Genomic DNA, 16405 nt, shown 5'->3' with positions numbered 1-16405 from the left:
TACGCCGCGTGAACACCTGCGGCGTACCGGGCACGCGTCAGCTACGTGACGAAGGGCCCGGGCGCGGCTCGCGCAGAATGGTCCTGGTCAGTTCCATGCGGGCCTGTTCGACCCGTTTCATCAATGCCTGGTAGGCCGCGCGGTATTCGCTGCTGTTGAGCGACAGCATGTCCGGCAGCGCTTCATGCAGGCCCAGCCGACCACTCAGGTGCAGGATGTCGCGCAGGCGCGCCTGTTCATCCTCGCTCAAGGGCGGTGGCAGTTCTTCGTTGCTGACGGCGTCCAGGTATTCGCTGATCCGATCCCGCCAGCGGTTGACTTGCTCCAGTTGCGGTGACGCGGCAAAATCCAGGTAGCGCTGCCAGTAGGCCTGCCCATAGAGGTAGTCGGGCAACTGGCTCATCTGGGAGCGCAACACGGCCTCGCAGGCTTCATCGAGCATGGCCGGGGTAACCCAGCGGGTGTAGCCGGTGAAGGCCTGGGTGGCCGGCTGGTCGCGCAGCCCCAGGCGCGTGGTCAACGCGATCCTGAAATGCAGTTCGATTTCGCTGTAGTCGATCTGGTGCCCTAGCCGTTCCCAGCCCGGCAGGTTGGCGCTGACATGCTCGCGCAGGCGCAGTGCGCGCCAATGGCTGATCGCCATGTCGATCAGTTCGCCCTCGGCTGCCGCATCGCCCACGCTGGCCAGCGCCAGGTCGGCGTGCAGCAGGTTTTCCAGTTGCGAGAACACCACCGCATCGCGGTCGATGCAACTCACTGCCTCGAGCGCCACCTCATACAGGGTTCTGCGCAGGTCCTGGCCGAAAGCCCCCCGGATCAATGCCTGGATTCGCGTGCGCATTGCCGTGTGCCTTGGCGGCAAGGCGTGCAGACGATCCTGGCGCAGCAGCAAGGCGAAGAACTCGATCACCGCCGAGCCGTTGTCTTCGAGCAATTGCCGGGCCCGTGCCTGATCGTCAGCGGACATGCCTTCGAACAGGCGCGGTGCGTCGCGCAGTGCCGTGGCGTGGCGCACCGAGGCCGGTTCGACGTCGGTGGAGCCCTGCGAGTCGGAGCTCCCGGCGCTGGATGCATCGGAGTCCTGCAGCGTGTTGCCCGTGGCGATCATGTCGTCCTCGAACCGCTGGCGCTGTGATTCGGGCAGGTACTCGTATGCCATGCGCAGGCCGCGTACAAGGCCGGCCCCTTCGGGCACGCTGGCAATGGCCAGGCCGCGCAGGTCGGCGCTGTGCACCCGGGGCAGCCGCTCAAGGCCCGTGGGCCACTGGTCGACGGGCGAGGCCAGGTACGACAGGTCGAGCTCTTCCAGGGCCTGCAGGCGGGTCACGTCCGGCATGCGTGAAAGCGGGTTGGCGGACAGGTCGAGGCTGACCAGGCGCTGCAGGCCACCCAGATCGATGATGTCCTGTTCGCTCAAGCTGATGAGGTTCTGCGCCAGGTTCAGGGTGTGCAGGTGCGTTGCCTGCTGCAGTGCGGCGAAAACGCCCTGTTCGAAGCGCGCGCTCGAGCCCTGCAGGGTCAGAATGCGCAGCGAGTCGCGGGTCAGCAGACGGGTCATGTGCTGGGCCGTCCAGCTGAAGTCGGGCACGTCGATGTCGTTCAGGATCAGGGTCTGCAAGCCGCTCAGGGTGCCCAGTTCGGCCAGGCGGGTCGGGGTCAGCCGGGTACGCGACAGGTTCAGGTGGCTGAGCCGGTGCAGGTTCTCCAGACCTTGCGGCAGCTCGGTCAGGGGCAGGTTGACCAGTTCCAGCCTGTGCAGGTTCGGAAAGCGCTGCACGAAGGCTGCCAGGCCGTCGATGCGCGGTGTATCCAGGACCCTCAGCGCCACCACTGCCGGCAACGTCACCGACAACGGTGGCAACGCCTGCTGGCTGTCGATGCGAACCTCGTCCCGCCGGCGCAGAATGCGGCATTCCCAGGCCCGCACCAGCTGCTGCGCCACCTCTGTGCGCTCGGCGTGGGCCGTGGCGTCGGCACTTTGCTCGACCCACCGATCCAGGCTGCCATCGAGTTGCAGGCGCTCCTGTTCCAGCTGCATCACGTGCGCGCCGATGGGCTGGTTCTGGCTGAGCAGGTGGGCGATGTAGGCATTGACGTAGCGGCGCGCAATGGGCAGCCGATGGTGGCTGATCAGGCGTTCGAGGCGGGTATGCAGTGGTTCGCGGTTGAACATGTTCTGCTCGCCACGACTGGGGCTGCGTTGGGTCGGGGCATTGGCGGTTGTGGTCAACCAGCTTCTTTGCACCGGAAGGCCCAGCAGCAGGCGGGCGCGGGTGGGGCGCGCCAGCGCCATTTCCATCAGGCGCTGGTGCAGGCGCTGCGGCTCGTTGAGCCCGAAGCCCAGGCGGGCGCTGCGCGACTCGCCCAGTGCATGCAGCAATGCGCGGTAGAACCCGAACTCGCTGGTGTCCTGGGCCAGCAGCACCTGGGTCGCGCTGATCGCGTGCCAGCCCTCGTCTTCATCCAGGTACACCGAGGTGGTATCGACATCGGTCTGGCCCAGCGCTGCAAGCGGGGTGCCGAACCGTGCGCCGCTGCGCAGCAGCAGCGCGGTACCGGCCGGCCAGTGGTCCAGGTGTTCGAGCAGGCGCACGGCCAGGATGAAGGTGTCCTGGTTGATCGAGGCCGGCTGGGTAAAGCCCTCCAGGGCATTGCTCAGGCGCGCGTCATGGTCGAGGGCACGCGCCTGCTCGGCCACGTCCAGAGGCAGGGGCAGCGGCGGGGTCGCCTGCAGCGGGGCATAGATGCGCTGGCGGTTTTCGTCCAGCAGTCGTTGCGCGACACTCAGTGGCAGGTTCGGATAGCGTTGCTGGAGCTCCAGCACCGCATGATCGGTATCCAGTTGTGCCAGTTCGAAGCGGTGCAAGGCAATCGCCCGATTGAGCCGAGGTGACCAGGCATCGTACAGGTCGGCCGGCGGCGGGTTGCAGCCAGTGGTGCAGGGGGGGGCGGTGTCGCCGGGGGTAGGGGTCGAATCGCCGCTGCGACGGGTCCGTCTCGATGCCGGTTCCTTGCCCAGATAGACGGCCACGGCCCGGTAGAAGGCCTGCAACTGGGGCACATCATCGATTTCGGGTACCGCCAGCCCCTGGGCGATCAGGGCCATGCTGCGCGCTACCTGGTCCTGAATGCGTGCCCGCTGCAGCACATGCACCAGCAGCGCGGGCGCGGGTCGGTCGCGCAGGTACATCTGGCGCAGGCTTGAATTGTCAGCCCCGCTGACGCGACCCAGCTCCAGCAGGCGCGCATCGTCGAAGCCGGCCGCGAGCGGCCCCATGCGACGCAGCAGCGACAGGCGTTCCCAGCGCTGGGGCTGCTCGTGGCGATGGTGCCAGGCTCCGGCACCGTTGTGGTACAGAGGCGGGCAGTAGGCATTCTTGTCGGTGGGGTGGCGTATCTGCCAGTGGCCCTCGGGGGCCTGCTCCACCCGGTAGAACGCCTGGTTGATCATGATCGCCTTGTGCACGCCCTGGGTGTAGAGCCCCATGGCATCCGGTTGCCCGGTCGGGGAGCTGGCGGCGTCAAGGCGGTAACTGCTCAGGTCGGGTAGCCAGCGCCGATAGTCGGCGGGTGCCGGCTTGATCACACGCAGCGGTGTGATCCACTGCGAAGGTGCCTGGCCTTCGTCTTCCTCGGTGCAGCACAGGCCCGCGCCGGCGCCGATCAGCAGATGCGCTTCGAGAGCGCTGGCGAACGGGGTGCACAGGGTGTTCAGGCTGTCGGCCTGCTGCGGTGTGGTCGGGATCAGCAGGCGCGCATCGTCGAGCAGGCGCTCGATCATGTGCTTCTGCACGAACCAGCGCAGCCCCTGGTCCAGGGCGCTGGTGTCCATCGGCAGGTCCAGCATCGCGTCGCTGGCCTGCCAGCTGCTCACCACCCGCTGCTGGTGACGCAGGGGGATGAAGCGCAGAAAGTACTGCTGGAAGGCGGTGCTCGCCAGCGCGCCACGCAGGTTGGAAAAGAAGTGCGTGCGCGAGGGGTACTGCTTCAGCGGGTGCTGCGGGTGGCCCGGCATGTACGCGACGCACGGGGCATTGTCCACCGGCGGGCCGAGCAGAAGGATGCCGGGCACCAGCAGGTCGTCGAACAGCCTGAGCGATGTGCACACCGTTACATCCGGGCCGAAGTACGGGCCCTGTTGCGGGAACTCCACCGAACCGTCCGGATAGGCGCCGATGATCCACTCGAGCAACTGCCTGCCTTGTCTGCCCAGGTGGCCCCGGATGTGCGCGATGCTGTATTCCTCGCGCAGGGTCGCCAGGTAGGCATCCTGCTTGGCGTCAAGCAGCGTACGGCGCTGGAGCATGGCCTGCAGGTATGTCAGGTAGACCTCGTCCAGGCTCCTGCGCTGCTGCACGCGATGGAACACCTGTGCGGTGACGGTGGCGAAGTCCTTCGCAGACAGGTCCAGAAGGTTGTAGGTGTACAGGCTCTGAACCTGCGCGAATGCCTGCGTTGCCCGCCGTCGGGCCAGCCGGCCCAGTACCTGGTACTGGTGCAGCTGGCGTCGTTGCTCGGGGCTGGCCTGCTGCAGCCAGGCCGGTTGCTCCTGGGTTTCAAGCGGCGAGAACAGGGTATCGAATTGACGCACCTGCGCGTCGGTGTTGGAAGTGGGCATGGTGCACAGTCCTGGTGGAGGGGGAATGTGGCATTGATCCAGAGGCCCGGCAGGTGGCGGTGGTAGTTATTTGCGCAAGGGGCAGGCAAAAAAAATCCCGCCCTGTGACAGGCGGGATTCTGCGGGTTGCTCAGCCTGTCAGTAGGCTTTGCTTACCGAGCGTGGCGCTACCGGCTGGTTGTCGTTGGAGATGGTGACCTCCACGCGACGGTTCTGCGCACGGCCCGAGTTGCTGGAGTTGTCAGCCACCGGGAATTCCTTGCCGTAGCCCTGGGCCACGATGCGCGATGGGTCTACGCCGGCACGTACCAGTGCGGTGCGAACCGCGTTGGCGCGACGCTCGGACAGCGACTGGTTGTAGCTGGCAGAGCCCTTGCTGTCGGTGTAGCCCTCGACGATCACCTTGCGGTCAGGGTTTTCCTGGAGGAACTGCGCCAGGGTGGTGATGTTCGGCAGGGCGCTGCTTTTCAGGTTGGCCTTGTCGAAGTCGAACAGCACGTCGCCGAAGGTCACCAGGGTGCCGCGTTCGGTCTGCTTGGCGTTGAGGCTGTTCTGCAACTGCTTGATTTGCGCATCACGGGCATCCAGGCGAGCCTGGGCGCGTTTGGCGGCAGCGCTTTTCAGGTTGTTTTCGGCGTCACGCAGGGCGATGGTCTGCTTGGCCACTTCCACGCGCTGGTTGGTCAGGTAGGCGAGCTGGTCGACTTTCTTCTCGTCTTCCTTGTTCATGTAGGCTTGGTCGGCCTTGTTCAGCCAGTCTTGCGCGTCCTTGGTTTCCAGCGCCGCGACCTTGCTCGCCTGCGGGTTGCTCTGCAGGGCGGAGAAGTTGGTCCGGGCGGATTCCAGGTTCGGGTTAGGCGGCGTGGAGCAGGCAGCCAGACCAACGCTCAAGGCCAGAAGGGCGGGGATCATCACGTGTTTACGCATAGTGGGTCATCCTTTATCGATTACGAATGCATGGGTCGGTGAGGCGAGCGGCTTACTGCACGCTGCGCATGCCTTCCTCACGCAGGTCCTGCACGCCCTGGTTGGCGTCCTGCACCGCTTTTTCGGCCTTGGCCGCCTGGGCTTTGCGCTCGGCGACGCGAGCGTCCCATTCGGCCTGTTCGGCCAGGCGCTTGGCCTCGTCGTACTTCTTGTCATGCATGGCGATTTCAGCTTGTTTGAGCTTGTCCTGAGCCGCCTTCATTTCCACCGCCGCGAACTCGGTACCGCCCGCGCTGACGGCGGAGTTCACCGCTGACTGCGTTACGGCGTACTGCTCGGTTGGCGGATTGCCTGCGCAGCCGGCCAGAACCAGGCTGCTGCCCAATGCCAGCGCAGCCAGCTTGAGCCCGCGCAGTTGGGTGAAGGAGGTTTTTTCGGTGCGGGTCTTCATGGTGGTCAACTCCATTGGATCACTCCTGATGAACAACGAATTCCGTAACAATCCATCGGCATGGCCCGTCAGCCTGGGGAACACGATATGCCCGTAGCTTAGGGGTTTTGCCGTAATGGCTATTGGCTGTGACCGAAGCGTTTTTTGAATAGTTCAGAAAAAAGTCTCGCCTTATCGTGTTTTTATCTGACTGATCGGTCAGTAGGTTTTCGGGGGAACTTTGCAGCGCGTGCGTAGTACGCGTGCCTGTATGGGTATAGACGGAGTTTGTGGTTCGGGCCATCAAAGGGCCTTGAATGCGGGGTTCTCGAGGCGGCTGCACGGCCCATCGCAGAGGCATGCGGGCTGTGGCGCTCCACAGCGCAGCCCGCAGTCGGCCAGCGGATCACTAGTGCGCCGGCCCGTCCTTGCGCTCACTCATGTCGCGCAGGTAACGGCGTGACAACGCCAGAAAGCGAGGGGTGGGGCCGACGTCTTCGTAGAGCGGATTGTCTTCCTCGTCGGTGGCGATCACCTGCTGGCCCTTCACATATGGAAAGCTCGCCTCAAGCTCCTCCAGCGCCGCGCCGAGCAACTCGCCCAGCAACTCTTCGGGCCGGCGCTTGGGGTACATTTCGCTCAGCGCCGCCAGGCGCGCCGCCGCTTCGACGTCCAGGTGCAGGACGTGGCCGGTGGCGCTCAACGGGCCCTTGGCGCTGTGTTCCCAATGCTCGGCTAAATCACGGATCTTCATGGTGGCCTCCCACAGGTGGATGTGTTCGTTAGAGCATCGCCACCGCACATAGTTTGGTTGCATCGCCCACCCGGCTTGAAAGCCCAACCTCGACGGGGCACTCTGGACCCAGAGCTGTTTTCCCAGAATGCGGAGGCAAGGCTGATGACCGATATCGATGTGCGCTTGCGAGAAGATGTTCACCTGTTGGGCGAGTTGTTGGGCGACACCGTGCGCGAGCAGTACGGCGAAGCCTTTCTGCAGAAGATCGAAGACATACGTCGCAGCGCCAAGGCCGACCGCAGCGGCAGTGCCGAGCAGCTGAGTTCGACCCTGAACGATCTTGCCGAAGACGAACTGCTGCCGGTGGCGCGGGCCTTCAACCAGTTCCTCAACCTGGCCAACATCGCCGAGCAGTACCAGCTGATTCGCCGTCGTGATGCCGACCAGCCCGCGCCGTTCGAGTCGCGCGTGCTGCCCGAGCTGCTGGCCCGGCTCAAGGCCGCCGGGCACAGCGACGACGCCCTGGCTCGCCAGCTGGGCAAGCTCAGCATCGAGCTGGTGCTGACCGCCCACCCGACCGAAGTCGCGCGCCGTACGCTGATCCAGAAGTACGACGCCATCGCCGCGCAACTGGCCGCCCAGGACCACCGCGACCTGACCCCCGCCGAACGCGACCAGGTGCGCCAGCGTCTGCAACGGCTGATCGCCGAGGCCTGGCACACCGAAGAGATCCGCCGTACCCGGCCGACCCCGGTGGACGAAGCCAAATGGGGCTTCGCGGTGATCGAGCACTCGCTCTGGCACGCCATCCCGCATCACCTGCGCAAGGCCGACAAGGCGCTGCACGAGGCCACCGGCCTGCGCCTGCCGCTGGAGGCTGCGCCGATCCGCTTCGCCTCGTGGATGGGCGGCGACCGTGACGGCAACCCCAATGTCACTGCCAAGGTCACCCGCGAAGTACTGCTGCTGGCGCGCTGGATGGCCGCCGACCTGTTTTTGCGTGACATCGATTCGTTGGCCGCCGAACTTTCGATGCAGCAGGCCAGCGAGGCGTTGCGTGCCAAGGTCGGTGATTCGGCCGAGCCTTACCGCACCCTGCTCAAGCAACTGCGTGATCGCCTGCGGGTGACGCGGGCCTGGGCCCAGAGCTCGCTGGCCAGCCCGCAGCCGGCCCCTGCCGAGGTACTGCACGACAACCGCGACCTGTTCGAGCCGCTGCTGCTGTGCTTCGAATCGCTGCACGCGTGCGGCATGGGCGTGATCGCCGATGGCCCGCTGCTCGACTGCCTGCGCAGGGCCGTTACCTTCGGGCTGTTTCTGGTGCGCCTGGACGTGCGCCAGGACGCCGCCCGGCACGCCGACGCACTCAGCGAGATCACCGAGTACCTGGGCCTGGGGCGCTACGCCGACTGGGATGAAGACGCGCGTATCCGTTTCCTGCAGCAGGAGCTGAGCAACCGCCGGCCGCTGCTGCCTGGCGACTTCAAGCCCCAGGCCGATACCGCCGAGGTGCTCGCCACCTGCCGCGAGGTGGCCGCCGCACCTGCCGCTTCGCTGGGCTCCTACGTGATCTCGATGGCCGGCGCCGCTTCCGACGTGCTGGCCGTGCAACTGCTGCTCAAGGAAGCCGGCGTGCGCCGGCCGATGCGCGTGGTGCCGCTGTTCGAAACCCTGGCCGACCTGGACAACGCCGGCCCGGTGATGGAGCGCCTGCTCGGCCTGCCGGGCTATCGCGCCAGCCTGCACGGGCCGCAGGAGGTGATGATCGGCTATTCCGATTCGGCCAAGGATGCCGGCACCACCGCGGCGGCCTGGGCGCAGTATCGTGCCCAGGAAACCCTGGTGCGCATCTGCCGTGAAGAACAGGTCGAACTGCTGCTGTTCCACGGTCGCGGCGGCACCGTGGGGCGTGGTGGCGGCCCGGCGCATGCGGCGATCCTGTCGCAGCCGCCGGGCTCGGTGGCGGGGCGCTTCCGTACCACCGAGCAGGGCGAGATGATCCGCTTCAAGTTCGGCCTGCCGGACATCGCCGAGCAGAACCTCAACCTGTACCTGGCTGCGGTGCTGGAGGCGACCCTGCTGCCGCCACCGCCGCCGCAACCGGCCTGGCGCGAACTGATGGACCAGCTGGCTGCCGATGGCGTGAAGGCCTACCGTGGCGTGGTGCGCGACAACCCCGAGTTCGTCGAGTACTTCCGTCAGTCCACCCCGGAACAGGAACTCGGCCGCCTGCCACTGGGCAGTCGCCCGGCCAAGCGGCGCGCGGGCGGCATCGAGAGCCTGCGGGCGATCCCGTGGATCTTCGGCTGGACCCAGACGCGCCTGATGCTGCCCGCCTGGCTGGGCTGGGAGGCGGCGCTGAACAATGCGCTGGCCCGTGGCCAGGGCGAACTGCTGGCCGAGATGCGCGAACAGTGGCCGTTCTTCCGCACCCGCATCGACATGCTCGAGATGGTGCTGGCCAAGGCCGACGCCGACATCGCGCGCTTCTACGACGAACGTCTGGTGCAACCGCAACTGCGACCTTTGGGTGCCCATCTGCGCGACCTATTGTCGCAGGCGTGCCAGGTGGTGCTGGGTCTCACGGGGCAGCCGGTGCTACTGGCGCACAGCCCTGACACCCTGGAATTCATCCGTCTGCGCAACACCTATCTGGACCCGCTGCATCTATTGCAGGCCGAGCTGCTGGCACGCTCGCGCGCACGCGAAGCCGCTCTGGACAGCCCCTTGGAACAGGCGCTGCTGGTGACTGTGGCGGGTATTGCGGCAGGTCTGCGCAACACCGGTTGAGGGCGGGGCAGGGGTGGCGCGCCAGTGCCCGGCGCGCGCGCCGAGCACCCGGGCGAAGCGGTTTCGCCCCCGGTTGCGCCGGGCGCAACCCGGGCACGAACGGGCCTCACGCAGTATTTTTTTCCGACTTTCGACCGCTTGTGTGGTCCGGGTGCGCTGTGTATCTTGAGCAGCCTTTTGACCGATTTGCGGTCATCACCCGATTCTTGGGATTGGCCCTGAGTGGCGAATCCATTGATTTGCTTATAAAAAATTGAGGAGCACAAGATGCGCGTAATTCTGCTGGGAGCTCCCGGGGCCGGTAAAGGTACTCAGGCAAAGTTCATCACCGAGAAGTTCGGTATTCCCCAGATTTCCACCGGCGACATGCTGCGTGCCGCGGTCAAGGCCGGCACCCCGCTGGGTCTGGAAGCCAAGGCGATCATGGACGCCGGCAAGCTGGTGTCCGACGAGCTGATCATCAACCTGGTCAAGGACCGCATCGCTCAGGCCGACTGCGCCAAGGGTTTCCTGTTCGACGGTTTCCCGCGCACCATTCCCCAGGCTGAAGCCCTGGTGAGCGCCGGCGTCGAGCTGGATGCCGTGGTCGAGATCGCCGTTGCCGACGAAGAGATCGTCCAGCGTATCGCCGGCCGCCGCGTGCACGAAGGTTCGGGTCGCGTGTACCACGTGGTCTACAACCCGCCGAAGGTTGAAGGCAAGGACGACGAGACCGGCGAGCCGCTGATCCAGCGCAAGGACGACACCGAAGAAACCGTGCGTCATCGCCTGTCGGTCTACCACGAGCAGACCAAGCCGCTGGTGGACTTCTACCAGAAGCTGTCGGCTGCCAACGGTGGCAAGCCCAAGTACAGCCACATCGAAGGCGTGGGCTCGGTCGATGCCATCACCGCCAAGGTGCTGGCCGCTCTGAGCTGATCACCGCTCGGATGTGCACACAACGGCCCGCTTGCGGGCCGTTGTTGTTTATAATGCCGTTCTTTTTTCTTGCCCCCTGGAACCCCCGATGACCACCTTGCTGGCCCTGGATACCGCCACTGAAGCCTGCTCCGTTGCCCTGCTGCATGACGGCAAGGTGCTCAGCCACTATGAGGTGATCCCGCGCCTGCACGCGCAGAAGCTGCTGCCGATGATCCAGACGATGCTGGCCGAAGCGGGCATCGCCCTGTCGGCCGTCGATGCGATTGCCTTCGGCCGCGGCCCCGGCGCCTTTACCGGGGTGCGGATCGCCATCGGCGTGGTGCAGGGCCTGGCGTTCGCTCTCGAGCGCCCGGTGCTGCCGGTGTCCAACCTGGCGCTGCTGGCCCAGCGCGCATTGCGCGAGCACGGCGCCGAGCAGGTGGCGGCGGCGATCGATGCGCGCATGGACGAGGTGTACTGGGGCTGCTACCAGCAGCAGGCCGGCGAAATGCGCCTGCTGGGCAGCGAGGCGGTGCTGGCGCCCGAACAGGTCAGCCTGCCGCCGGGCGCGGCCGGCGACTGGTTCGGTGCCGGTACCGGCTGGGGCTACGCCGAGCGCCTGCCGGTTGCCGTCAGTGGCCAGGACGCCGGCATGCTGCCCCACGCCCTCGACCTGCTGACCCTGGCGCGGTTCGCCTGGGACCGGGGCGAAGGTATTGCGCCCGATCTCGCCCAACCGGTGTACCTGCGCGACAAGGTGGCCACGCCCAAGGCGCGGTAAACCGCTGGTCGTCTATCGCCGTTGCGCATAAACCTTTTGCTCGATATGTGGTCCAGTTATCAGTCGGGCATTTGCGAAGTCTCTCAGGTGCCGCTAAATTGCCATCATTGCTCCTGAGTAATCGTTCATGCGTGTCGACGGCTTCTCTTCCCAGTCCTATCCGATCAAGCGCCCGCTGCGCAAGCCGCCGGTGCGCGAAGAGGACGTGGACGAAGACCTGCCGGGCGAGTTCGAGGCGCAGCCGTCGCCCTCAGGTGCTGCAGGCGGCGCCAGCCGCAGCGGCCTGCCGGTGCGCCAGCAGGACATGATCTTCCCACGGGCGCGCAACAAGCGCACCGCCCAGGCCCTGGCCAGCTACCTGACCACTGCCGGCTTCGTGGACTGGGAGATGGAAGTGCTGGGGTTGGACCTGTACATTTGAGGCATGACGCCTTTACCTTACTTTCTCGGTTGCCCGTCCTGGAGTGAAAACGCCTGGCGCGAGTACCTGTACCCCGCCGAGGCCAGACCCAGCGACTTTCTCGGCCTCTACTGCCAGGTGTTCAATGCGGTGGAGGGCAACACCACCTTCTATGCGCGCCCCGCGCCCGCCACCCTGGAACGCTGGGCGCAGATCATGCCCGCGCACTTTCGCTTCACCGCCAAGTTCCCCGGCGACATCAGTCATGCAGACGACCTGCGTCAGCAATGCGTGGCCGCGCAGACCTTCATCAACTTGCTCAAGCCGCTGGGCGCCCGTGTGGCGCCCTACTGGTTGCAGCTGCCTGCCAGCTTCGGTCCGGCACGCCTGGGCGAGCTGGTGGCGTTCATCGACGAGGTGGACGTGCCGCTGGCGGTGGAGGTGCGCAACAAGGCCTTCTTCGCCAAGGGTGAGGAGGAACGTCTGCTCAATCGGCTGTTGCTTGATCGCGGCGTCGAACGCATCTGCCTGGACCCGCGTGCCCTGTTCAGTTGCACCTCGCGCGATCCGGGCGTGCTGCATGCCCAGTCCAAGAAACCGCGGGTGCCGCCACGCCCTGCCGCCTTCAGCCAGAGCCCGCAGGTGCGCTTCATCGGCCACCCGGAACTGGCGGCCAACGAGCCGTTTCTGTTGCCGTGGCTGGACAAGGTCGCGGCCTGGATCGAGGAGGGGCGCACCCCGTACGTTTTCCTGCATACTGCCGACAACCGCCTGGCAGCCGCGCTGGCGCAGCGTTTTCATCAGGGCCTGATGGAGCGCCTGCCCGGCTTGCCGGCCTTGCCTGAACTGCACAGGGCGCCCGTAGCCGAGCAGCTTGGCCTGCTCTGACCGCCCCGTATCGCCTGCTCTGGAGTCGTGATCATGGATGTGCAAACCCTGCGTGCCGAAGCCTTCAAGGCGCTGCATGAACGTGATGGCGCCTTTGTCATCCCCAACCCCTGGGATGCAGGCTCGGCCAAGCTGCTGGCCAGCCTCGGCTTCGAGGCGCTGGCCACCACCAGCGCCGGCCTGGCGTTCTCGCTGGGGCGCCCCGATGCCGAAGGCGCCATGAGCCTGGAGGAAACCCTGGGCAACGCGCACAGCATCGTCGATGCCACCGCCCTGCCGGTGGCTGCAGACCTCGAGAACGGCTTCAGCGATACGCCCAAGGGCTGCGCCGAGGCCATCCTGCAGGCCGCCGCTGTGGGGCTTGTAGGCGGCTCCATCGAGGATGCCAGCGGCAACCCGCAAGAGCCGATCTATGGCTTTCATCAGGCAGTGGAGCGCGTCGAGGCAGCCGTTGCGGCGGCGCGCAGCCTGGAGTTCCCGTTCACCCTGTGTGCCCGCGCCGAAAACCTGCTGCACGGGCGCCTGGACCTGGACGACACCATCAAGCGCCTGCAGGCCTTTGCCGAGGCCGGTGCCGATGTGCTGTACGCGCCGGGCTTGCGCAGCGCCGAGGAGATTCGCCAGGTGGTGCAGGCCGTGGCGCCCAGGCCGGTCAACGTGCTGATGGGGCTGAGCGGGGTGGACCTGAGCGTAAGCGACCTGCAGGCGCTCGGGGTCAAGCGCATCAGCGTCGGCTCGTCGCTGGCGCGTGCGGCCTACGGCGCGTTCTTCCACGCCGCCGAACGGATCCAGCAGCAGGGCCGCTTCGACTATGCCGAACAGGCGCTGCCGTTCGACCAGCTCAACCAGTTGTTCAGGCGCTGATCGTCCATGCGGGGAGTGGGCATTTTCCTGGTGATAGCGATGGCTGCGGGGTTGGTGGCCTGGCAACAGGGCTGGCGCCTGCCGGCTGCCTGGAACCCGTGGGCGGTGCTGGACGTCAAGGCGCCCCCGAACCTGCTGACCCCCTACAAGCTGAGCCGCCTGCAGGATGACCCCAGGCTTTGCGAACAGGCCCTGGCCACCTCGACGCTGCGCTACAGCAAGCAGGCCGACAGCGCGCCAGATGTGGCCTGCCCGCTGCACAACGTGGTGCGGGTGCAGGGCTCGGGCGTGCGCCTGAGCAGCAGTTTTCTGGCCAGTTGCCCAGTCGCGGTGGCCTTCGCGCTATTCGAGCGCCACGGCCTGCAACCGGCCGCGCAGCGTGCATTCGGCCAGGCGGTGGTGCAGGTCGATCACCTGGGCAGTTTTGCCTGTCGCAATGTGTACGGGCGCAAGGAAGGGCGGCGCAGCCAGCATGCCAGCGCCAATGCGCTCGACATCGCCGGGTTCAGGCTGGCCGATGGGCAGCGCATCGAGGTGCTGCGCGACTGGCCGGGTGAGGGGGTGAAGGCGAAGTTTCTACGCGAGGTGCAGGCTGGCGGCTGCGACAGTTTCAACACGGTGCTGGGGCCTGACTACAACGCTGCCCACCGCAACCACTTCCACCTGGACATGGGCTTCTGGCAGATCTGCCGTTAGGCGGCGATGCGCACGTTGTTCAGTACCACCGGACGGGCCCAGCTGAGGTCGAACTCCAGGTCCGACTGCTGCTTGAGCAGCGTGGCCTGGTCGAACGGCTCCGGCGCCGGGTCGAGCAGGCTGGCTTCCAGCTCCGCGATCGGCAGGTGCAGCGGGTAGGGTTGCGGCGCCGGGCCTGGCTGCGGCAGCGGATGACCCTGGCTCATCACCACCGGGCGCACCCAGTTGTTGCTGATGTCCAGCTGGCGCTGCTGCTCCACCAGTTCCAGCGCGCTGAATGGCGGCGCAGGCTTGTCCAGCAGGTCCAGTTCGAATTCGGCAATCGGCAGGAACAGCGGCTCGGGCGGGGCGACGATGGTGTCGTGCACGTCGCACAGGCGCTGGCTGTGGATCTGCGCCAGGGTCTGGCTGCCGGCAATCGGTTCGCCGGTGACGGTGTCGACCTCGGGGACCGCCAGCTGACCTTCCTGCGCACCTTCACCCTGCTGCTCTGCCAACGCCTGGGCAAAGAAGTCCTGCCACAGGTGGCTGACGCCGCCGAGGGTCTGGGTGTTGTGCCGGGCAAAGTCGCCGACGGGCGACAAATAACCGGAAGGGAGCTGAAGAATGTCTGACATGGCAGTCGAAGGCTGTCCGGGTCTGGCAAAATAGCGATTACTGCGGTTATCGGCACAGGCCGGCAATCATTTAATTTTTTTGTGTGGGGAAGGTGAGCGGTGGAGCAACTGGCGGACGGCGGTATCCGGGTCGAGGCGTTGGCTGCCGAGTATCAGGCACAGGCCGAGCACTGGGCGGTGCGCCTGGGCTTGCCGCTGCAGGATGCGTCGGCGGCCTTTGCCGTGCAGGTGGGCGAGACCGGCCTGCAGATCCAGCAGTTGGGCCCGCAGGCACCGGGCCCGGTGCGGGTGGATTTCGTCGAGGGCGCGGCGGCCCATCGTCGGGTGTTCGGCGGGGGCAGCGGGCAGATGATCGCCAAGGCGGTCGGCATCGCCCAGGGCGTGCGCCCACGGGTGCTGGATGCCACGGCAGGGCTGGGCAAGGACGCCTTCGTGCTGGCCAGCCTGGGCTGCCAGATGCAACTGATCGAGCGCCAGCCGCTGGTGGCGGCGCTGCTCGAGGATGGCCTGGCGCGTGCGGCAGCGGATGCCGAGGTGGGGCCCATCGTGGCCCGCATGCAGCTGCTGGCGGGCAACTCCATCGAGCGCATGCGCGACTGGCAGGGCGAACCGCCGCAGGTGATCTACCTCGATCCGATGTTCCCGCACCGCGACAAGAGCGCCCTGGTGAAAAAGGAGATGCGCGTATTCCGCCCGCTGGTGGGCGATGACCTGGATGCACCGGCACTGCTGGAGGCCGCCCTGGCCCTGGCCAGCCACCGGGTGGTGGTCAAGCGCCCGCGCAAGGCGCCGATCATCGACGGGCCCAAGCCCAGCCATAGCCTGGAAGGCAAGTCGAGCCGCTACGACATCTACCCCAAGAAAGCCCTCAAGCCCTGACTAGGGGCGGTAGGCCCGCAAAAACACCGCCACCACGTCCTGCACATGTGCCTCGGCAGCCTCGGCGTCCAGCGCCGGGGAGTAGCCGAGCAGCAGGCGATAGTTCGGCGCCCCCTTGAGCAGGCAGAAGAAATGCTCGGCCGCCCTGGCCGGCTGCTCGATACGCAGCAGGCCATGCTGGTCGACGCGCTGCAGCAGTGCTTCCATCTCGCGCAGCACGCGCAACGGGCCGGCTTCGAAGAAGATCTGGCTGAGCTTGGGGTCCTGGGTGCCCAGGGCCATGATCAGGCGGCTGAGCTTGACCGACTGGTCGCTGTTGATCAGCGCCTGGAAGCCGCGCCCGATGTTCAGCAGGACCTGCTCCACCGACGTGCCTTCGGTCAGTTCGAAGAACAGTTCGGGCAACTGGGCCGTGCAGGTGGCCACGATCGCCGAGGAGAACAGTGTCTCCTTGTCGTTGAAGTGGCTGTAGACCGTCAGTTTCGAAACCCCTGCCGCATTCGCGACCGCATCCATGCTGGTGTTGGCGTAACCGTGGGTGAGAAACAGGGCTTTGGCCGCCTCGAGGATGGCCTGGCGCTTGGCGAGGTCCTTGGGCCGGCCGGGGCCGTTGGGGGCGCTGGTTTCGTTTGGCATGAATGACACGTACAGGTTCGTTAAGGGGTACAGGGTACACCGTGGTCGCCACCGGGGGGCTGCAATCTGCGCTTTGAACGCCTATCAGCGCCAGTGATGGCGGGTGGAGGTGGCTTTTTCGGCTCCACGGAGGGCCCAAGCGGCAGGTCCAGGTGTCAGTTCGATGCGTGCGACGACCCTGAAATTTCTGTCCGACAATCGCTTCCCGGCGCCGTTGCGCTGATTTACTATACCCGCCGGTAT

At 66.2% G+C, this 16405-nt stretch carries 14 protein-coding genes; 8 read left to right on the top strand and 6 right to left on the bottom strand.

What is annotated here, in order from left to right; all coding sequences use genetic code 11:
• Nucleotides 1-37: 37 nt before the first annotated feature.
• From V9K84_RS16045 to V9K84_RS16030, 4 genes are all read right to left on the bottom strand, one after another.
• Nucleotides 38-4618 carry an NEL-type E3 ubiquitin ligase domain-containing protein gene (locus tag V9K84_RS16045; protein WP_088514553.1) on the bottom strand — a complete coding sequence of 1527 codons (4581 nt, stop codon included), beginning with the start codon at nucleotides 4616-4618 and terminating at the stop codon, nucleotides 38-40.
• Nucleotides 4619-4756: 138 nt separating this feature from the next.
• Nucleotides 4757-5545 carry an OmpA family protein gene (locus V9K84_RS16040; protein WP_043863220.1) on the bottom strand — a complete coding sequence of 263 codons (789 nt, stop codon included), beginning with the start codon at nucleotides 5543-5545 and terminating at the stop codon, nucleotides 4757-4759.
• A 52-nt stretch (nucleotides 5546-5597) separates the two neighbouring features.
• Nucleotides 5598-6011, bottom strand: coding sequence for a DUF4398 domain-containing protein (locus V9K84_RS16035; RefSeq protein ID WP_043863221.1), 414 nt, complete (start codon nucleotides 6009-6011; stop codon nucleotides 5598-5600).
• Nucleotides 6012-6384: 373 nt separating this feature from the next.
• On the bottom strand, nucleotides 6385-6729 hold the full coding sequence (locus V9K84_RS16030) for a hypothetical protein (protein ID WP_043863222.1): 345 nt from the start codon (nucleotides 6727-6729) through the stop codon (nucleotides 6385-6387).
• Between the two features lie 144 nt (nucleotides 6730-6873).
• Here V9K84_RS16030 and ppc point away from each other — a divergent pair, with 144 nt between their 5' ends.
• The 7 genes from ppc (at nucleotide 6874) to V9K84_RS15995 (ending at nucleotide 14030) form a co-directional block, all read left to right on the top strand.
• The gene (gene ppc / locus V9K84_RS16025) at nucleotides 6874-9501 is read left to right on the top strand and encodes a phosphoenolpyruvate carboxylase (RefSeq protein WP_043863223.1); all 2628 of its coding nucleotides are present in this window, start codon (nucleotides 6874-6876) and stop codon (nucleotides 9499-9501) included.
• A 267-nt stretch (nucleotides 9502-9768) separates the two neighbouring features.
• The gene (adk, locus tag V9K84_RS16020) at nucleotides 9769-10419 is read left to right on the top strand and encodes an adenylate kinase (protein WP_043863224.1); all 651 of its coding nucleotides are present in this window, start codon (nucleotides 9769-9771) and stop codon (nucleotides 10417-10419) included.
• Nucleotides 10420-10507: 88 nt separating this feature from the next.
• A complete protein-coding gene (gene tsaB, locus V9K84_RS16015) occupies nucleotides 10508-11182 on the top strand; it encodes a tRNA (adenosine(37)-N6)-threonylcarbamoyltransferase complex dimerization subunit type 1 TsaB (protein ID WP_043863225.1) in 675 nt (224 codons plus the stop codon).
• Between the two features lie 127 nt (nucleotides 11183-11309).
• Nucleotides 11310-11603: a hypothetical protein gene (locus V9K84_RS16010; RefSeq protein WP_043863226.1), complete on the top strand. Its 294-nt coding sequence runs from the start codon at nucleotides 11310-11312 to the stop codon at nucleotides 11601-11603.
• 3 nt (nucleotides 11604-11606) lie between these two features.
• The gene (locus V9K84_RS16005; RefSeq protein WP_088514551.1) at nucleotides 11607-12470 is read left to right on the top strand and encodes a DUF72 domain-containing protein; all 864 of its coding nucleotides are present in this window, start codon (nucleotides 11607-11609) and stop codon (nucleotides 12468-12470) included.
• Between the two features lie 33 nt (nucleotides 12471-12503).
• A complete protein-coding gene (locus V9K84_RS16000) occupies nucleotides 12504-13334 on the top strand; it encodes an isocitrate lyase/phosphoenolpyruvate mutase family protein (RefSeq protein WP_088514550.1) in 831 nt (276 codons plus the stop codon).
• A 6-nt stretch (nucleotides 13335-13340) separates the two neighbouring features.
• Nucleotides 13341-14030, top strand: coding sequence for an extensin family protein (locus V9K84_RS15995; protein WP_058541477.1), 690 nt, complete (start codon nucleotides 13341-13343; stop codon nucleotides 14028-14030).
• On the opposite strand, the gene V9K84_RS15990 is transcribed toward V9K84_RS15995, so the two are convergent.
• The gene (locus tag V9K84_RS15990) at nucleotides 14027-14647 is read right to left on the bottom strand and encodes a hypothetical protein (protein ID WP_058541478.1); all 621 of its coding nucleotides are present in this window, start codon (nucleotides 14645-14647) and stop codon (nucleotides 14027-14029) included. The two genes, V9K84_RS15995 and V9K84_RS15990, sit on opposite strands and share 4 nt — an antisense overlap.
• Before the next feature lie 99 nt (nucleotides 14648-14746).
• Between V9K84_RS15990 and V9K84_RS15985 the strand changes: the two genes are divergently transcribed.
• On the top strand, nucleotides 14747-15526 hold the full coding sequence (locus V9K84_RS15985) for a class I SAM-dependent methyltransferase (protein ID WP_043863231.1): 780 nt from the start codon (nucleotides 14747-14749) through the stop codon (nucleotides 15524-15526).
• Here the strand turns inward: V9K84_RS15985 and V9K84_RS15980 are convergent, their stop codons facing one another.
• A complete protein-coding gene (locus V9K84_RS15980; RefSeq protein WP_043863232.1) occupies nucleotides 15527-16162 on the bottom strand; it encodes a TetR/AcrR family transcriptional regulator in 636 nt (211 codons plus the stop codon).
• Between the last annotated feature and the right edge of the window lie 243 nt (nucleotides 16163-16405).

Source organism: Pseudomonas sp. AE27 (assembly GCF_037113495.1).
In the GTDB taxonomy this organism is placed as follows: Bacteria; Pseudomonadota; Gammaproteobacteria; order Pseudomonadales; family Pseudomonadaceae; genus Aquipseudomonas; species Aquipseudomonas palmensis.
The sequence above is the reverse complement of the archived record's forward strand: the minus strand, read 5'-3'. Positions and strand labels throughout refer to the sequence as shown.